The sequence below is a fragment of the Rhodovulum iodosum genome, from assembly GCF_041020385.1.
GTDB classification, from domain to species: Bacteria; Pseudomonadota; Alphaproteobacteria; order Rhodobacterales; family Rhodobacteraceae; genus Rhodovulum; species Rhodovulum iodosum.
In genome coordinates this window covers 546,945-562,457 of sequence record NZ_JBEHHI010000002.1, presented here as the reverse complement: position 1 = coordinate 562,457, position 15,513 = coordinate 546,945, and the positions used below count along the sequence as shown (strand labels likewise).

At 67.6% G+C, this 15,513-nt stretch carries 15 protein-coding genes; 10 read left to right on the top strand and 5 right to left on the bottom strand.

Translation table 11 applies throughout. The features are described 5' to 3' along the window. Window positions 1-84 precede the first annotated feature (84 nt). Together Ga0609869_RS11845 and hpt are read right to left on the bottom strand one after the other, a co-directional pair. On the bottom strand, window positions 85-264 hold the full coding sequence (locus tag Ga0609869_RS11845) for a hypothetical protein (RefSeq protein WP_125404139.1): 180 nt from the start codon (window positions 262-264) through the stop codon (window positions 85-87). Next, a complete protein-coding gene (hpt, locus tag Ga0609869_RS11840; protein ID WP_125404138.1) occupies window positions 261-800 on the bottom strand; it encodes a hypoxanthine phosphoribosyltransferase in 540 nt (179 codons plus the stop codon). The genes Ga0609869_RS11845 and hpt overlap by 4 nt, the downstream gene beginning before the upstream one ends. Window positions 801-868: 68 nt before the next feature. Here hpt and Ga0609869_RS11835 point away from each other — a divergent pair, with 68 nt between their 5' ends. Then, window positions 869-1,336, top strand: coding sequence for a type II toxin-antitoxin system RatA family toxin (locus Ga0609869_RS11835; RefSeq protein ID WP_125404137.1), 468 nt, complete (start codon window positions 869-871; stop codon window positions 1,334-1,336). 13 nt (window positions 1,337-1,349) lie between these two features. On the opposite strand, the gene Ga0609869_RS11830 is transcribed toward Ga0609869_RS11835, so the two are convergent. Genes Ga0609869_RS11830 through Ga0609869_RS11820 form a run of 3 tightly spaced genes read right to left on the bottom strand, consistent with a single transcriptional unit; the run spans window position 1,350 to window position 3,453 of the window. Continuing rightward, a complete protein-coding gene (locus Ga0609869_RS11830) occupies window positions 1,350-1,823 on the bottom strand; it encodes a CinA family protein (protein ID WP_125404136.1) in 474 nt (157 codons plus the stop codon). Beyond that, on the bottom strand, window positions 1,823-2,311 hold the full coding sequence (locus Ga0609869_RS11825) for a phosphatidylglycerophosphatase A family protein (protein WP_125404135.1): 489 nt from the start codon (window positions 2,309-2,311) through the stop codon (window positions 1,823-1,825). Before Ga0609869_RS11825 ends, Ga0609869_RS11830 begins: the two co-directional genes overlap by 1 nt. Then, entirely contained in the window at window positions 2,308-3,453 is a 1,146-nt protein-coding gene (locus tag Ga0609869_RS11820) for a bifunctional 2-C-methyl-D-erythritol 4-phosphate cytidylyltransferase/2-C-methyl-D-erythritol 2,4-cyclodiphosphate synthase (RefSeq protein ID WP_125404134.1), read from the bottom strand. The genes Ga0609869_RS11825 and Ga0609869_RS11820 overlap by 4 nt, the downstream gene beginning before the upstream one ends. A 158-nt stretch (window positions 3,454-3,611) precedes the next feature. Between Ga0609869_RS11820 and dusB the strand changes: the two genes are divergently transcribed. From dusB to hflX, 9 genes are all read left to right on the top strand, one after another. After that, window positions 3,612-4,628 carry a tRNA dihydrouridine synthase DusB gene (gene dusB / locus Ga0609869_RS11815; protein ID WP_125404133.1) on the top strand — a complete coding sequence of 339 codons (1,017 nt, stop codon included), beginning with the start codon at window positions 3,612-3,614 and terminating at the stop codon, window positions 4,626-4,628. Continuing rightward, window positions 4,625-5,704: a two-component system sensor histidine kinase NtrB gene (locus Ga0609869_RS11810; RefSeq protein WP_125404132.1), complete on the top strand. Its 1,080-nt coding sequence runs from the start codon at window positions 4,625-4,627 to the stop codon at window positions 5,702-5,704. The genes dusB and Ga0609869_RS11810 overlap by 4 nt, the downstream gene beginning before the upstream one ends. After that, entirely contained in the window at window positions 5,704-7,080 is a 1,377-nt protein-coding gene (locus Ga0609869_RS11805; RefSeq protein ID WP_125404131.1) for a response regulator, read from the top strand. Before Ga0609869_RS11810 ends, Ga0609869_RS11805 begins: the two co-directional genes overlap by 1 nt. A gap of 71 nt (window positions 7,081-7,151) precedes the next feature. Then, a complete protein-coding gene (locus Ga0609869_RS11800; protein WP_438826877.1) occupies window positions 7,152-9,410 on the top strand; it encodes a sensor histidine kinase NtrY-like in 2,259 nt (752 codons plus the stop codon). Window positions 9,411-9,431: 21 nt separating this feature from the next. After that, window positions 9,432-10,838, top strand: a complete 1,407-nt coding sequence (gene ntrX / locus Ga0609869_RS11795) for a nitrogen assimilation response regulator NtrX (protein ID WP_125404129.1) — start codon at window positions 9,432-9,434, stop codon at window positions 10,836-10,838. 59 nt (window positions 10,839-10,897) lie between these two features. Next, entirely contained in the window at window positions 10,898-12,274 is a 1,377-nt protein-coding gene (gene trkA / locus Ga0609869_RS11790; protein WP_125404128.1) for a Trk system potassium transporter TrkA, read from the top strand. 9 nt (window positions 12,275-12,283) lie between these two features. Further along, window positions 12,284-13,801, top strand: a complete 1,518-nt coding sequence (locus tag Ga0609869_RS11785) for a TrkH family potassium uptake protein (protein ID WP_342772208.1) — start codon at window positions 12,284-12,286, stop codon at window positions 13,799-13,801. 135 nt (window positions 13,802-13,936) lie between these two features. Beyond that, a complete protein-coding gene (gene hfq / locus Ga0609869_RS11780; protein ID WP_125404127.1) occupies window positions 13,937-14,170 on the top strand; it encodes an RNA chaperone Hfq in 234 nt (77 codons plus the stop codon). A gap of 29 nt (window positions 14,171-14,199) precedes the next feature. After that, window positions 14,200-15,462 carry a GTPase HflX gene (hflX, locus tag Ga0609869_RS11775; RefSeq protein ID WP_170168782.1) on the top strand — a complete coding sequence of 421 codons (1,263 nt, stop codon included), beginning with the start codon at window positions 14,200-14,202 and terminating at the stop codon, window positions 15,460-15,462. Window positions 15,463-15,513 lie beyond the last annotated feature (51 nt).

Genomic DNA, 15,513 nt, shown 5'->3' with positions numbered 1-15,513 from the left:
GTTCGGGCGACATGAGGCTCGTGCCGCAAGTGCAGGAAAATTCGAAATTTCTTGTAATTATCCCAGTACAGGATCTTGCCCGCGCTAGAGCCCGATCCGCCCGCGCGGGCTGTTTGGGGTCAGCCAGTCGGGCCAGCCAAAGACACGCTCGACGGCGTAAAGCAGCAGGCAGAGCGCAATGACGCCCAGCACGAATTTCACCCGCCCGGCACTCGGCGGGGTCTGCGCCCAGCGTTTGGCGCGCAACATCCAGCGCAGGTTCATTCGGCCGCCCTGACCTTGCCGATATGGGGCAGGTTGCGGTTGCGTTGCGCGTAGTCGATGCCATACCCGACCACGAATTCGTCCGGGATCTCGAAGCCCACCCAATCGGCGGCGACCTCGACCTCGCGCCGCGCGGGCTTGTCGAGCAGCGCGCAGACCTTCAGCCGCCGCGGCTTGCGCCCCTCCAGCAGGTGCAGAACGTGGGCCAGCGTGTGGCCGGTATCCACGATATCCTCGACCACCAGAACGTCGCGCCCCTCGATCTCGCCGCGCAGATCCTTGAGGATTCGCACCTCGCGCGAGCTTTCCATGGCGTTGCCGTAGGAAGAGGTTTCGATGAAATCGACCTCTACCGGCAGGTCCAGCTCGCGCACCAGGTCGGCGATGAACACGAACGAGCCGCGCAGCAGGCCCACCACCACCAGCTTGTCGGTGCCCGCGAAACAGGTCTCGATCTCCTGGGCCAGCGCCTCGACCCGGGCCGCGATTGTCTTGGCCGATATCATCTCGTCTATGACATAAGGTCTCTCTGGCATGGCCTACCCTTGATTTTGCGGCCCCGTGGGGTCAAATGGCGCCCCACTGTTAACAAACGCGCGCAGCTATGCCGACCCATTCCGAAAACCGCGAGATGCCTTATTCGGCCCAGCAGATGTACGATCTGGTGGCCGATGTCGCGTCCTACCCCAAATTCCTGCCCTGGACAGCGGCGGCGCGCATCCGCACGCGCACCGCGTTCCAGGATCACGAGGTGATGGAGGCCGATCTTGTGATCTCGTTCAAGGTTTTCCGCGAACGCTTTGGCAGCCGCGTGACGCTCTGGCCCGAGGATTGCCGCATCGACACCGAGTATCTCGACGGGCCGTTCCGCCACATGCGTTCCTACTGGAAGTTCCGCGATATCGGCGAGGGCCGCTGCCATGTCGAGTTCTTCGTGGATTTCGAATTCAAGAACAGGGTGCTGCAAGGCGTGATCGGCGCGGTGTTCAACGACGCGATGCAGCGCATCGTGCGCGCGTTCGAGGACCGCGCCAAGGCGCTTTACGGGGCGCGGAAGGCCGCGGCCGGCTGAGGGCCGGGCGGCCTCAGCCCGGAAGGGCGCCGATCAGGATGTCCAGCGCATGGGCGACGGTGGCCGCGCGCACCGCCGTGCGCCCGCGCGGGCCGAACTCGACGGTTTCGGCCACCGGCGCGGCACCCCGGCGCGCAAGCGCGAAGCAGACCCGCCCCTCGGGCTTGTGGTCCGACCCGCCCGGCCCGGCGATGCCGGTCACCGCGACGGCCAGCGTGGCGTCCGAGCGCGCCAGCGCGCCCGCCGCCATCTCGGCGGCGACCGCTTCGGACACCGCGCCATGCGCCTCCAGCGTCTTTGGCGCGACGCCCAGCATCTGCGTCTTGGCGGCGTTGGAATAGGTCACGAAGCCGCGGTCGAACACCGCCGACGAGCCGGCGATATCGGTGATCGCGGCGGCGATCATGCCGCCGGTGCAGCTTTCGGCGGTGGCGATCGTGGCGCCGGCAGCGCGGGCCCGGTCCAAAAGGGTTTCGGCGGTGTCCATCACATCAGGAAGATATGCGCGATCGCCGCCAGTACCACCACCACGACCGCCGCGATAGCCCCCGCGATCACGTCGTCCAGCATCACCCCCAGCGGCGTCTTGCGCCGGTCGGCCCAGCCCACGGGGCCCGGTTTCCAGATGTCGAACAGGCGGAAGGCCAGGAAGGCCGCGATCCAGCCCGGGTAAAGCGCCAGCACGTTCGCCTCGGCGAAGACGGCGCCGAAGGAGACCGGCCAGAGCGCGATCCACATGCCCGCGACCTCGTCGATCACGTATTCGCTGCGGTCGGGGTCGGCCTCTGCCCCCGCGGCGCGGTCGATGGCCCACCAGCCAAGGCCGCAGACGGCGAGGGTGGCCAGCACGACCAACCCGAAGCCCCCGATCACATGCAGCAGCCAGAAGGCGGGCAGCGCGGCCAGCGAGCCCCAGGTGCCCGAGGCGGGCTTCAGCCGGCCCACGCCGAAGACGGTGGCAATCCTCTCGCTCATGGCTTGACCAGCGTCACGGTGGCCAGCGCCGCGATGCCCTCCTGCCGGCCGGTGAAGCCCAGCTTTTCCGAGGTGGTGGCCTTCACGCTCATCCGGCCTTCGTCGATGCCCATCAGGCGGGCCATCTCGGCGCGCATCGCCGCGGCATGGGGGCCGATCTTGGGCCGCTCGCAGATCAGCGTGAGGTCGGCATTGGCGATGCGATAGCCGCGGTCCGTGGCCCGGCCTACCGCGTGTTTCAGAAAGATGTCGCTGGCCGCGCCCTTCCATTGCGGGTCGGAGGGCGGGAAATGCTGGCCGATATCGCCGTCGGCCAGCGCGCCGTAAATCGCGTCGGTCACCGCGTGCATGCCGACATCGGCATCGGAATGGCCCTTGAGCGCCCTGTCATGCGGCACGGCGATGCCGCACAGGATCACCGCGTCGCCCGCGCAAAAGGCGTGCACGTCGAAACCGTTGCCGGTGCGAATGTCCATCTCTCTCTCCCTGAGCACGCGCTCGGCGCGCACGAAATCGTCGGGGTGGGTGATTTTCAGGTTGTCCTCTTCCCCCTCGACGATGCCCACGTCAAGCCCCGCGGCCAACGCCACCTCGACATCGTCGACGGCCCCGCCCGGATGCGCCGCATGGGCGGCCTGGATCGCCCTGAGAAGAAAGCCCTGCGGCGTCTGCGCCCGGTAAAGCCCGCCGCGGTGGCGCGGCGCCAGAACCCGCCCGTTGCCGCCCTGCCAAAGCGCATCGGTGACCGGCAGGGCCGGGGCCGCGCCGGGATGGGCGGACAGCGCATCCAGAACCCGGTCGATCACCGCGGCGCTGATCAGCGGCCGCGCGCCGTCGTGGATCAGCACCGCCTCGGTGCCCGGAGCCACCGCACCGAGCCCGGCCTGGACCGAGGCATCGCGGGTCGCGCCACCCGATACGGTGGTCACCTCCAGGTCGAGCCCGGCCACGGCCTCGGCGAAGAGGTCGCCATCCTCGGGATGCAGCACCACGACCAGCGCGTCGACCCGCGGATGGGCGGCAAAGGCCTCGATCGTGCGGGCCAGAACCGCGCGGCCGGCCAGGTCTTGATACTGCTTCGGGCGGGCACCGCCCGCGCGCGTGCCGCGCCCGGCGGCAACGATGATGGCTGTGGTCTTCATCCTGTCCCCCAGGCCTCTGCCGGCTCTGTCTAGGAGGTGGCGCAGGGCGGAGCAATGGGGCAATCTGCCGGGCGTCGGCGCCCAAAAGTTGGGCAAATTGCGTCTGCCGCCGTTTTCTTTTGCGTGGTCGAATTGCCATCCCGCCGGCCAAGAGCTACATGCAGATCGAATGCACAAGGATTAATCACTTGGCCGTCCCTGTGGCGTCTCTCACACTCGACCCGCCTGTGTTTCTCGCACCGCTCGCGGGCATCACGGACCTGCCGTTCCGCCAGCTTGTGGCGTCTTTCGGCGTGGGGCTCGTGGTGTCCGAGATGGTGGCCAGCCAGGAGGTCGTGCAGGCCAAGCCCGGCGTGCGCGAGCGGGCCGAGCTGGGATTCGGCGTGGAAAACACCGCCGTTCAGCTTGCCGGGCGCGAGGCGCGCTGGATGGCCGAGGCCGCGCGTTTTGTCGAAGGGCAGGGCGCGCGGATCATCGACATCAACATGGGCTGCCCGGCACGCAAGGTGGTGGGCGGCCTTTCGGGATCGGCCTTGATGCGCGATCTCGACCACGCGCTGGGGCTGGTCGAGGCGGTGGTGGCCGCGGTGGACGTGCCGGTGACGCTGAAAACCCGCCTGGGCTGGGACGATACCAGCCTGAACGCGCCCGATCTGGCGCGCCGGGCCGAGGCCGCCGGCGTGCAGATGATCACCATCCATGGCCGGACACGCTGCCAGTTCTACGACGGCCGCGCCGACTGGGCCGCGATCCGCGCGGTGAAAGAGGCGGTGTCGATCCCGGTCATCGCCAACGGCGATATCGTGGATGCGGCCACCGCGCGCGCCGCGCGCGCCGCCTCGGGCGCCGACGGGGTGATGGTGGGCCGCGCCGCGCAAGGTGCACCCTGGCGTCCCGCCGAGATCGCCGCCGCCGTTTTCGGCGCGCCGGCGCCGCGGGTGCCGAGGGGTGCGGCCTTTGCCGAGATGGTGGCGGGCCATTACGAGGCGATGCTGTCGTTTTACGGCAGCGCCCTGGGCAGCCGTGTCGCGCGCAAGCATCTGGGCTGGTACATGGACGCGGCCGGCACGCCGCCTGTACTGCGCCGCACCGTGCTGACCGAACGCCGGCCCGGGCAGGTGTTTGCCCTGCTGCCCGAGGCGCTGCCGGCCGAGCGATCGAGGCAGGCGGCATGACCAAGCAGGACGAAACGATCTGGGCCTCGCTGCCCGTGCCGGCGCTTTTGGTGGGTCCCGACGACCGGATCGTCGAGATCAACCCGGCGGCCGAGTTGTTCGTCAACGCCTCGATCAAGGCGCTCAGGGGCGCGCCGGTATGGGACAGGCTGGCCGTCGACGCGCCGTTGGACGAGGCGTTCGGGCGGGTGCGCCGCAACCAGGCGCCGCTGTTCATCAACGATGTCGACGTGACCGCGGGCACAAAGCCGCCGGTGCAGTGCAACCTCCAGGTCGCGCCGCTGTCGGACTGTTCCGACCGGGTGATCCTGCTGATTTCGCCGCGCGAAATCGCCGGGCGGCTGGGCCGCGCGCATTCGGTGAAATCGGCGGCCAAATCGGCCATCGGCATGGCCGAGATGCTGGCCCACGAGATCAAGAACCCGCTGGCCGGCATCACCGGGGCGGCGCAGCTCTTGTCGATGAACCTGTCCGCCGAAGACCGCGAGCTGACCGACCTCATCGTGGCCGAAAGCCGGCGGATCGTGAAGCTGCTGGAGCAGGTCGAGCAGTTCGGCAACCTGCGCCCGCCGAAATGCCGCCCGGTCAACGTGCATGACGTGCTCGAACGGGCGCGGAAATCGGCCATGGTGGGCTTTGCCGCCCACATGACCATGGTCGAAGATTACGACCCTTCGCTGCCACCGACATGGGGCGACGGCGATCAGCTGGTGCAGGTGTTTCAAAACCTTCTGAAAAACGCCGCGCAGGCCGCCGCCAAGGATGGCGGAACGATCCGCCTTCACACGTTTTACGACCAGTCGCTCAGGGTGCGCCGGCCCGACGGGTCCGGCGGCGCGGTGCCGTTGCAGGTCGAGATCATCGACGACGGCCCGGGCCTGCCCAACGAGATCGCGGGCGACATCTTCGAGCCCTTCGTTTCTGGGCGCGAGAACGGCACCGGGCTGGGGCTGGCGCTGGTCTCGAAAATCGTATCCGACCACAACGGCTGGATCGCGGTCGACTCGGTGCCCGGACGCACCGTGTTCCGCATCTCGCTGCCCGTCGCGCCGAAATCTCAGGAGGACAAGGACTGATGGACGGAACCATCCTCGTTGCCGATGACGACCGGACGATCCGAACCGTGCTGACCCAGGCACTGACCCGCGCGGGCTGCAAGGTGCATGCCACCTCGTCGCTGACCACGCTGATGCGCTGGGTGGGCGAGGGAAAGGGCGACCTGGTGATCTCGGACGTGATGATGCCCGACGGAAACGGGCTGGAGATGCTGCCCAAGATCGGTGAAGAGCGCCCGGGCCTGCCGGTGATCGTGATCTCGGCGCAGAACACGATCATGACGGCGATCCAGGCCGCCGAGGCCGAGGCCTACGATTACCTGCCAAAGCCTTTCGACCTGCCCGACCTGATGAAACGCGCGGCGCGCGCGCTCGACACCCGCCGGCGGGCCCCGGCGCAGACGCGCGCCACGGTCTCCGGCGGCGTCGAGGAAAACGACGACCTGCCGCTGGTGGGCCGTACGCCGCAGATGCAGGCGCTCTACCGGCTGGTGGCGCGGGTGATGAACGCCGATCTTGCGGTGCTGATCACCGGCGAATCCGGCACCGGCAAATCGCTGATCGCCCGCGCGATCCACGACTTTTCCGACCGGCGCACGCTGCCCTTCGTCATCGCCAATGCCGCCGACCTGGAAGGGGTCGACGGCCCCTCGACGCTGGTTGCCCGCGCCAAGGGCGGCTCGATCCTGTTCGACGAGGTGTCCGACCTCGACCTCGATGCGCAGGGGCGTATCGTGCGCCTGCTGGACGGCTTCGGCGACACCGCGCCGCGGGTGATGGCCACCAGCCAGACCGACCTGATGTCGCGGATGGAGGGGGGCGAGTTCCGGCAGGACCTGTTCTACCGCCTCGGCGGGGTCAGCCTTGCCGTGCCGTCGCTGCGCGAGCGGGTGGATGACATCCCGCTGCTGACCGAGCATTTCCTCGCGCGGGCCGACCGCGACATCACCCCGACCCGGCAGTTGGCCGACGACGCGATGGACCTGATTCGCGCCTATAGCTGGCCCGGCAACGTGCGGCAGCTTGAAAACACCATCCGCCGGCTGGTGGTGACCAGCCCCGAAGAGGTGATCACCCGCGCCGAGGTCGAGGCGGTTCTGGGCAACCAGCCCGAGATAGAGCCGCTGGTCGGCGGCGGCGACGGCGAAAAGCTGTCGGCCTCGGTCGCCAAGCACCTGCGGCGCTATTTCGACTTGCATGGCGGGGTGTTGCCGCCGCCGGGCCTTTACACCCGCATTCTCCGCGAGGTGGAGCTTCCGCTCATTGAAATCGCTTTGGACGCCACGGGCGGCAACCAGGCCAAATGTGCCGACCTTCTCGGCATCAACCGCAATACCTTGAGAAAAAAGATCACTGATCTGGATATCCGCGTGACTCGCCGCCGCAAATTGATGTAAATTCGCAACAATAAGTGGCGCCGGGGTCGCATGCCCCGAAGCGCCGCGCGGTGTGGCGAAGCGGGGCGGCAGTGGCACGCGTCAGGAAACGATCCCATTGGGAGCGGCTTTCCCGTCTCAGACGGAAGCGACGCGTGCAGAACGTGGCCACGCTGGGCGTGGTGGTGCTTGGCCCCGCGCTGGCGATCCTCACATTCCTGGCGCTCGGCCCGCTCGACCAGGGGGCCAGTTCGATCTGGCTGCGCATCGTGCTGCTGGTCGACCTGGTCTATGTGCTGGTGGTCGCGACGCTTGTGCTCCAGCGGGTGGCCCAGATGGTGGCTGCGCGCCGGCGCCAATCGGCGGGGTCGCGGCTGCACCTGCGGCTGACCGGGGTCTTCGCGCTGATCGCGCTGATTCCCACCGTTCTGGTGGCGGTCTTTGCCGGGCTCACGGTCAATGTCGGGCTGGAAGGCTGGTTCTCCGACCGGGTGCGGCAGGTGATCGGCGCGTCGCTGACCGCGGCCGAGGCCTACGAGGCAGAGCATCGCGACGACCTGACCGAGGATGCAGAGGCGCTGGCGGGCTTTCTCAACGTCGCGCGGCAGGCCACGTTCTTCCTGTCCGATGGCGAGGTCCGGCAACTGCTCAACCAGGGGCAGGGGCGTGTTCAGCGCGGCCTGAAAGAGGCCTTCGTGATCGACGGCGCGGGCGAGATCCGCGCCCGCGGCGAACGGTCGTACCTCTTCGACTTCGAACAGCCCAGCCTCGCGGACATCGAAGGCGCCGACGAGGGCGGCGTGACGATCATCGAGGATTGGGACAATAACGAGTTCCGCGCGCTGGTCCGGCTGAGCGCCTTTGCCGACCGATATCTCTACATCTCGCGCGCCGTCGACGGCGAGCTTTTGAACCTGCTCGACGATACCCAGGAAACCGCCCAGCTCTACCACCAGCTGGAAAGCGAGCGGGGGCGGCTGCTGTTCGAGTTCGGGCTTTTGTATATCGGTTTCGCGGTCATCCTGATCCTCGCCGCGATCTGGCTGGGCCTGTGGTTTGCCGAGCGACTGTCGCGGCCCGTGGGGCGGCTGGCGGGCGCGGCGCAGCGGGTCGGTTCGGGCGATCTGGATGTGCGCGTGGTCGAGGAAGAGGGCGATGACGAAATCGCCATGTTGGGGCGCATCTTCAACCAGATGACCGGGCAACTTAAGGTTCAGCGCGAGGCGCTGCTCAAGACCAACCGGCAGATCGAGCGGCGGCGGCGGCTGTTCGACTCGGTCCTGTCCTCGGTCACCGCCGGGGTTGTGGGGCTGGATGCGAAGGGGCGCGTCGATTTTCTCAACCGCTCGGCGCTGGCGCTGCTGGAGCTTGACGAGGACAACTCGCATACGTTGTCCTTGGCCGAGGCGGTGCCCGAATTCGCCCCGCTGTTTGCAAAGCTGCGCGACGGCGGCCGCGAGACCGCGCAGGAGGAGGTCAAGCTTTCGCGCCGGGGCAAGCACGAAAACCTGCTGGTGCGCATGGCCACGCGGCGCAACGCGGCGGGCCAGCCCGAGGGCTACGTCGTGGCCTTCGATGACGTGACCGACCTGGTGACCGCCCAGCGCATGGCCGCATGGGGCGACGTGGCCCGCCGCATCGCCCACGAGATCAAGAACCCGCTGACGCCGATCCAGTTGTCGGCCGAACGGATCAAGCGCAAGTTCCGCGGCAAGGTGGGCGACGAGGCCGAGGTGCTGGACCAGCTGACCGAGGTGATCGTGCGCCAGACGGCCGATCTGCGCCGGATCGTCGACGAGTTCTCGAAATTCGCCCGGATGCCGGAGCCCGAGCGAAAACTGGCCGATCTGACCGCGCTGCTGCGCGATGCGGTGCTGTTGCAGGAAAGCGGCCAGCCCGAGGTGCGCTTTGCCGTTGATTTGCCCGACGCGGAGGTGGTCGCCGATATCGACGCCACGATGATTGGTCAGGCATTGACAAACCTGATGAAAAACGCGGGTGAAGCCATTGAGACCTTTTGTGAAAAGGGCGTGCCCGACGGGTTCGAGCCCGAGGTCAGGGTCAGCCTGGAGCGTGACGGCGACTGGGCGGTGATCCGCGTGGCCGACAACGGTATCGGCCTGCCCGCCGACCGGGCGCGGCTGCTGGAGCCTTACGTGACCACGCGCGACAAGGGCACCGGGCTGGGCCTGCCCATCGTCAAGAAGATCATCGAGGAACATGGCGGCACGTTCGCGCTGCACGACGCGCCGCCCTTTGCCGAGGGCGCCCACCGCGGCGCGCTGGCCGAGCTGCGGCTGCCCTGCGCCGCGGACAGCGCCAGCAACGCCGCCGCGGCGGTGGCCGAATGAATTTGAGGGGAAGAGGGGAAAATGGGTGATATTCTGATCGTCGACGACGAGCGCGACATCCGCGAACTGATCGCGGATATCCTGCGCGACGAGGGCTATTCCACGCGGCTGGCCGGCAATTCCGACGAATGCATGGCCGCGATCAATGTCGAACCGCCGGCGTTGATGATCCTCGATATCTGGCTCAAGGACAGCCGGATGGACGGCATCGACATCCTGGTGCGGGTCAAGCGCGACAACCCGGACATCCCGATCGTCATCATATCGGGCCACGGCAACATCGAAATCGCGGTGGCCGCGATCAAGCAGGGGGCCTACGATTTCATCGAAAAGCCCTTCAACATCGACCAGTTGACCGTCGTCATCAACCGCGCGATGGAGGCCTCGCGCCTGCGCCGCGAGAACCAGGACCTCAAGCGCCGCGACGTGGCCTCGGCCGAGATGATCGGCTCCAGCCCGGCCTTCAAATCGCTTAAGGCCCAGCTCGACAAGGTGACCAAGTCGAACGGGCGCGTGATGCTGACCGGCCCGGCGGGCTGCGGCAAGGAGGTGGCGGCCCGCTTCATCCACGCCCAGTCCAACCGCGCCGGGGCGCCCTTCGTCACCGTCAGTTCGGCCTCGATCGCGCCGGACCGGATGGAAGAGGTCCTCTTCGGCTCGGAAAGCGCCGAGCGGGGCGTGGCGCCGGGGCTGCTGGAACAGGCCCATGGCGGGGTGCTGTTCTTCGACGAGGTGGCCGACATGCCCGCGGGCACCCAGTCGAAAATCCTGCGCGTATTGGTCGAGCAACAGTTTCAGCGCGTCGGCGGGGCCGACAAGGTGCGGGTGGATTTGCGGGTGGTGTCGTCGACCAACCGCGACCTGCAGGCCGAGATCGACGCCGGCCGCTTCCGTCAGGAGCTTTACCACCGCCTGAACGTGGTGCCGATCGGCGTGCCGTCGCTGGAAGACCGGCGCGAGGATATCCCCGAGCTGGCCGCGCATTTCATCGCCGAGTTCAACCGCAGCCAGGGTCTGCCGCTGCGCACGCTCAGCGACGAGGCAACGGCGCTGTTGCAGACGATGCAGTGGCCCGGCAACGTGCGCCAGTTGAAGAACGTGATCGAACGGGTGCTGATCCTGGGCGAGGGCACCGGGCCGATCGAGGCGCGCGAACTGCCCGAACAGGGCGAAGCCCCCGAAGAGCCGGGGCGCGTCGTGCTGTCGGGCGGGCTGGCCACGCTGCCGCTGCGCGAGGCGCGCGAACTGTTCGAGCGCGAATACCTGCTGACCCAGATCAACCGCTTCGGGGGCAACATCTCGCGCACCGCCAATTTCGTCGGGATGGAACGCTCGGCACTGCATCGCAAGCTGAAAAGCCTGGGCGTGGTGACCTCGGCCAAGGCGGGCGGCCGGGTGGCGCATGTCGGCCCCGAACCGGGCGGCTGATTGACCGCCCCCCCCGCATCTGCAAAGGATGATCCGGCTGGCGCAGCGCGGATGCGGGAATGAAGATCATCATTTGCGGGGCGGGGCAGGTTGGCTGGCAGATCGCGCGCCACCTGTCTTCCGAACGAAACGATGTCACCATCGTCGACATGAATGGCGATCTCGTGCGTCAGGCGACCGAGGCGCTTGACGTGCAGGGCGTGGCCGGCCACGCGTCCTATCCCGACGTGCTGGACCGCGCGGGCGCGCGCGACGCGGACATGATCATCGCCGCCACCTATTCGGACGAGGTGAACATGGTCACCTGCCAGGTGGCCCATTCGGTGTTCGCGGTTCCGCGCAAGATCGCGCGCCTGCGGGCGCAAAGCTATCTGACCGCGATCTATTCGGACCTCTACCGACGCGACCACATGCCCATCGACGTGGTCATCAGCCCCGAGCGCGAGGTCGCCGAGGCGGCGCTGCAACGCCTCTCCGCGCCCGCGGCCTTCGACACCGAAAGCTTTCTCGAAGGCCAGGCCCAGTTGCTGGGGATATCGCTGGAAGACCACTGCCCGGTGCTGAACACGCCGCTGCGCCAGTTGACCGACCTGTTTTCGACGTTGCGCGCACTGGTTGTCGGCGTGCGCCGCGAGGGCACGCTGTTCTCGCCCGAGCCGGGCGATCAGCTTTTCGCCGGCGACCAGGTCTATGTCTTTACCCATGTCGAGGACATCAACCGCACGCTCGAGATCTTCGGTAAATCGACGCGGACCCAGGAGCGCGCGGTCATCATCGGCGGCGGCAATGTGGGCCTGGCCGTGGCCAAGGCGCTGGAGGGCCGCGCCAAGCGGGTGCGCGCCAAGGTGATCGAGCGGGACCGCGCGCGCGCCGAGGCCGCCGCCGACGCGCTGGAGCGCACCATCGTGCTGCATGGCGACGGGCTGGACACAAACCTTTTGACCGAGGCCAATATCGAACGCGCCGATGCGGTGCTGGCGGTGACCGACGACGACAAGACCAACCTGCTGGCCGCGGTGCGGGCCAAGCTGGCGGGCTGTCCGATGGCGATCTGCCTGGTCAACGATCCGTCGCTGGTGCCCCTGATGGCGCCGCTCAACATCGACGCCTATATCAACCCGCGCGCCACCACGGTCAGTTCGATCCTGCGCCATATCCGCCACGGGCGGGTCAGGGGTGTCTATTCCATCGGCGATGCCGAGGCCGAGGTGATCGAGGCCCAGGTGCTGTCGACCTCGCCGATGTCGGGCCGGCGCATCCAGGATATCGACTTTCCCGAGGGCGCGCTGGTGGGGGCGGTGATGAAGGGCGGCAAGGTGATCCGCCCGTCGAGCGAAACCCGCATCGAAGAGGGCGACGTGGTGGCCATCTTCTCGCTCTCGGCCGATGTGCCCGAGGTGGAGCGCCTGTTGCAGGTCTCCATCGACTTTTTCTGAGCGCGCGTCGTGCGCCGGGTGTTCGACCTGCCTTTCGTGGTGATCCTGATCGGGATCGGGGCGCTGGCGATGTTCGTGCCGGCGCTGCATGCCTTTGCCGTGCGCGACTGGCTGACGGCACGCAGCTTTCTCTACGCGGCCAGCCTGTTTACCATGCTGGCCGCGCTGCTCGCGGTGGCCTCGGTCAACTCGCACAGCCGCAACCAGGCGCGCAGCCACCTGTTGGCGATGCTGGGCGCCTACGTCGCGCTGCCGCTCATGCTGGCGGTGCCGTTTCACGAGGCGGTGCGCAACACCACCTTTCTGAACGCCTATTTCGAAATGGTCTCGAGCATCACCACCACCGGCGCCAGTCTGTTCGAGCCCGCAAGGCTGGCGCCCTCGGTGCATCTGTGGCGCGCGCTGGTGGGCTGGCTGGGCGGGTTTTTCCTGTGGATAACGGCGATCTCCATCCTTGCCCCGATGAACCTGGGCGGCTTCGAGGTGACCGCCACGGACCGCGGCGTGGGCCAGAGCCCGCGCGAAGAGGGCGACGTGCGCCAGAGCATCGACCCGCGCGAGCGGCTGGTGCGCTTTTCCGGGCAGCTCTTGCCGGTTTACACCGGGCTGACCGGCGGTCTCTGGGTGCTGATGCTGATCGCGGGCGAGGGCCCGTTCGTGGCGATCTGCCACGCGATGTCGACCATGGCGACCTCGGGCATCTCGCCGGTGGGGGGTGTGGCGGGCGGCAGCAGCGGGCTGCCGGGCGAGGCGCTGTTGTTCGTCTTCTTCGTGTTCGCCCTGTCGCGCCAGACCTTCATGCTGGATTTCCGGCCCGAAGGCTGGCGGCGGCTGGCCCGCGACACCGAGTTCCGCTTTGGCCTGACCATCGCGCTTATGGTGCCGGTCTTTCTGTTCGTGCGCCACTGGCTGGGCGCCTACGAGGTGGCGAGCCAGGAAAACCTGCTGGCCGCGCTCTCGGCCTTCTGGGGCAGCGTCTTTACCGTGCTGTCCTACCTCACGACCACGGGCTTCGTCTCGGCCGACTGGTCGGCTGCGCAGGACTGGTCGGGGCTGGACACGCCCGGGCTGATCCTGGCGGGCCTGGCCGTGTTCGGCGGCGGCGTGGCCACCACCGCCGGCGGGGTCAAGCTGTTGCGGATCTACGCGCTTTACAAGCACGGCCTGCGCGAGATGGAAAAGCTGGTGCACCCGTCTTCGGTCGGGGGGGCGGGGGCCTATGCGCGGCGTATCCGCCGGCAGGGGGCGCAGATTGCCTTTGTCTTTTTCATGCTGTTCGCGCTCAGCGTATCGGTGGTGATGGTGGCACTTGCACTGGCCGGGCTCGATTTCGAGAACGCGATGGTGCTGACCGTGGCCGCGCTGACGACCACGGGGCCGCTGGCGGTGACGGCGGGCGAGGCAGGGGGCGGATATGCCTCGCTGAGCGACGGCGCAAAGCTGGTACTGGCCGCGGCCATGGTGCTGGGACGGCTGGAAACCCTTGCCATCATTGCGCTTTTAAACCCCGAATTCTGGCGCACATAACCGCGAACCGGGGCAAAATTCCGCTTAACAAGCTGGAATTCGGTCTGGAATCTCTCGTCACTCCGCTTCATACTTAAGCGTGTATGGCAAACGGATGCCCCGGAAAGCGGGCAAACCAATAAAAGGCAAGAACCCATGGCTGCCGACAAGCAGAATTTGCAGGATGCGTTTCTCAACCATGTTCGCAAGACCAAGGTCCCCGTCACGATCTTTCTGATCAACGGGGTCAAGCTCCAGGGCGTGATCACCTGGTTTGACAATTTCTGCGTGCTGTTGCGCCGCGACGGTCAATCGCAACTGGTCTACAAGCACGCGATTTCCACCATCATGCCGTCGCAGCCGATCAGCCTCTACGAGGGTGACGACTGATCGCCGACCTGCTTGACCACAGCCCGGGTGTGACCCGCGCCTGGGTGCTGCATCCCGACATCTCGACCGAAGAGCGGCGCCGCGCCCCGGGCCCGGCACTGCAAGAGGCGGTCGCGCTGGCCGGCGCCTTGCCCGATCTCGAGGTGGTCGGATCGGAGACCGTCAACCTGCAGCGGGCGCGGCCGGGGCTGTTGTTCGGCACCGGCAAGATCGAGGAGCTGGGCACAAGGCTGAACGAGGCCGAGGTCGAGCTGGTGCTGATCGACGGGCCGGTGACGCCGGTGCAGCAGCGCAATCTCGAACGGGAATGGAAGGTCAAGATCCTCGATCGGACCGGCCTCATCCTGGAAATCTTCGCCGATCGGGCCCGCACGCGCGAGGGCGTGCTGCAGGTGGAACTGGCCGCGCTCAGCTATCAGCGCACCCGGCTGGTCCGTGCCTGGACCCACCTTGAACGCCAGCGCGGCGGGCTCGGCTTTGTCGGCGGCCCCGGCGAGACCCAGATCGAGGCCGACAGGCGGGCCATCGACGAGGCGATTACCCGGCTGCGCCGGCAATTGTCCAAGGTCGCCAAGACGCGCGATCTGCACCGCGCCGCCCGGCGCAAGGTGCCGTTCCCGGTGATCGCGCTGGTGGGCTATACCAACGCGGGCAAATCCACGCTCTTCAACCGGCTGACCGGGGCCGAGGTGATGGCCAAGGACATGCTCTTTGCCACGCTCGACCCGACGATGCGGGCCGTGACCCTGCCCACCGGGCTCAAGGTGATCCTGTCCGACACGGTGGGGTTCATCTCGGATCTGCCGACCCAGCTGGTCGCCGCCTTCCGCGCCACGCTGGAAGAGGTGCTGGAGGCCGATCTCATCCTTCATGTCCGCGACATCGCCCACCCCGAGACCGAGGAACAGGCCGAGGACGTGCGCGCCATCCTGGCCGATCTTGGGGTGGCCGAGACGACCCCGGTGATCGAGGTCTGGAACAAGACCGACCTGCTGCCCGATGCGGCCCGCGCCGCGGTCGAGGCGACGGCGGCGCGGCATGACGGCATCCGCACGCTCTCGGCCTGGACGGGCGAGGGCACCGGGCCGCTGCTGGAGGCGGTGACCGTGGCGCTGGACGAGACCCGCACGCGGCGCGAGCTTCGGCTGGGCTTTGCCGAGGGCCGCCGCCGTGCATGGCTTTATGAACAGGGCGTGGTCGAGGGCGAGGCGCAGGACGACGACGGCTATCGGCTGACCGTCAACTGGACCGCCCGGCAAGAGCACCGGTTCAAGGCATTGCCCGACGACTGACGTGCAACCGCCGTTTCGGGCGGGTTTTAACGCCGCTGCGACGGGCGCTGC

What these genes read in the sequence shown, in the direction of transcription:
- ntrX (WP_125404129.1), top strand. Translation starts at nt 9,432, where the DNA reads ATGGGTGATATTCTGATCGTCGACGACGAGCGCGACATCCGCGAACTG.
- trkA (WP_125404128.1), top strand. Translation starts at nt 10,898, where the DNA reads ATGAAGATCATCATTTGCGGGGCGGGGCAGGTTGGCTGGCAGATCGCG.
- hpt (WP_125404138.1), bottom strand. Translation starts at nt 800, where the DNA reads ATGCCAGAGAGACCTTATGTCATAGACGAGATGATATCGGCCAAGACA.
- Ga0609869_RS11810 (WP_125404132.1), top strand. Translation starts at nt 4,625, where the DNA reads ATGACCAAGCAGGACGAAACGATCTGGGCCTCGCTGCCCGTGCCGGCG.
- hfq (WP_125404127.1), top strand. Translation starts at nt 13,937, where the DNA reads ATGGCTGCCGACAAGCAGAATTTGCAGGATGCGTTTCTCAACCATGTT.
- Ga0609869_RS11845 (WP_125404139.1), bottom strand. Translation starts at nt 264, where the DNA reads ATGAACCTGCGCTGGATGTTGCGCGCCAAACGCTGGGCGCAGACCCCG.
- Ga0609869_RS11835 (WP_125404137.1), top strand. Translation starts at nt 869, where the DNA reads ATGCCGACCCATTCCGAAAACCGCGAGATGCCTTATTCGGCCCAGCAG.
- Ga0609869_RS11805 (WP_125404131.1), top strand. Translation starts at nt 5,704, where the DNA reads ATGGACGGAACCATCCTCGTTGCCGATGACGACCGGACGATCCGAACC.
- dusB (WP_125404133.1), top strand. Translation starts at nt 3,612, where the DNA reads ATGCAGATCGAATGCACAAGGATTAATCACTTGGCCGTCCCTGTGGCG.
- Ga0609869_RS11830 (WP_125404136.1), bottom strand. Translation starts at nt 1,823, where the DNA reads ATGGACACCGCCGAAACCCTTTTGGACCGGGCCCGCGCTGCCGGCGCC.
- Ga0609869_RS11820 (WP_125404134.1), bottom strand. Translation starts at nt 3,453, where the DNA reads ATGAAGACCACAGCCATCATCGTTGCCGCCGGGCGCGGCACGCGCGCG.
- Ga0609869_RS11825 (WP_125404135.1), bottom strand. Translation starts at nt 2,311, where the DNA reads ATGAGCGAGAGGATTGCCACCGTCTTCGGCGTGGGCCGGCTGAAGCCC.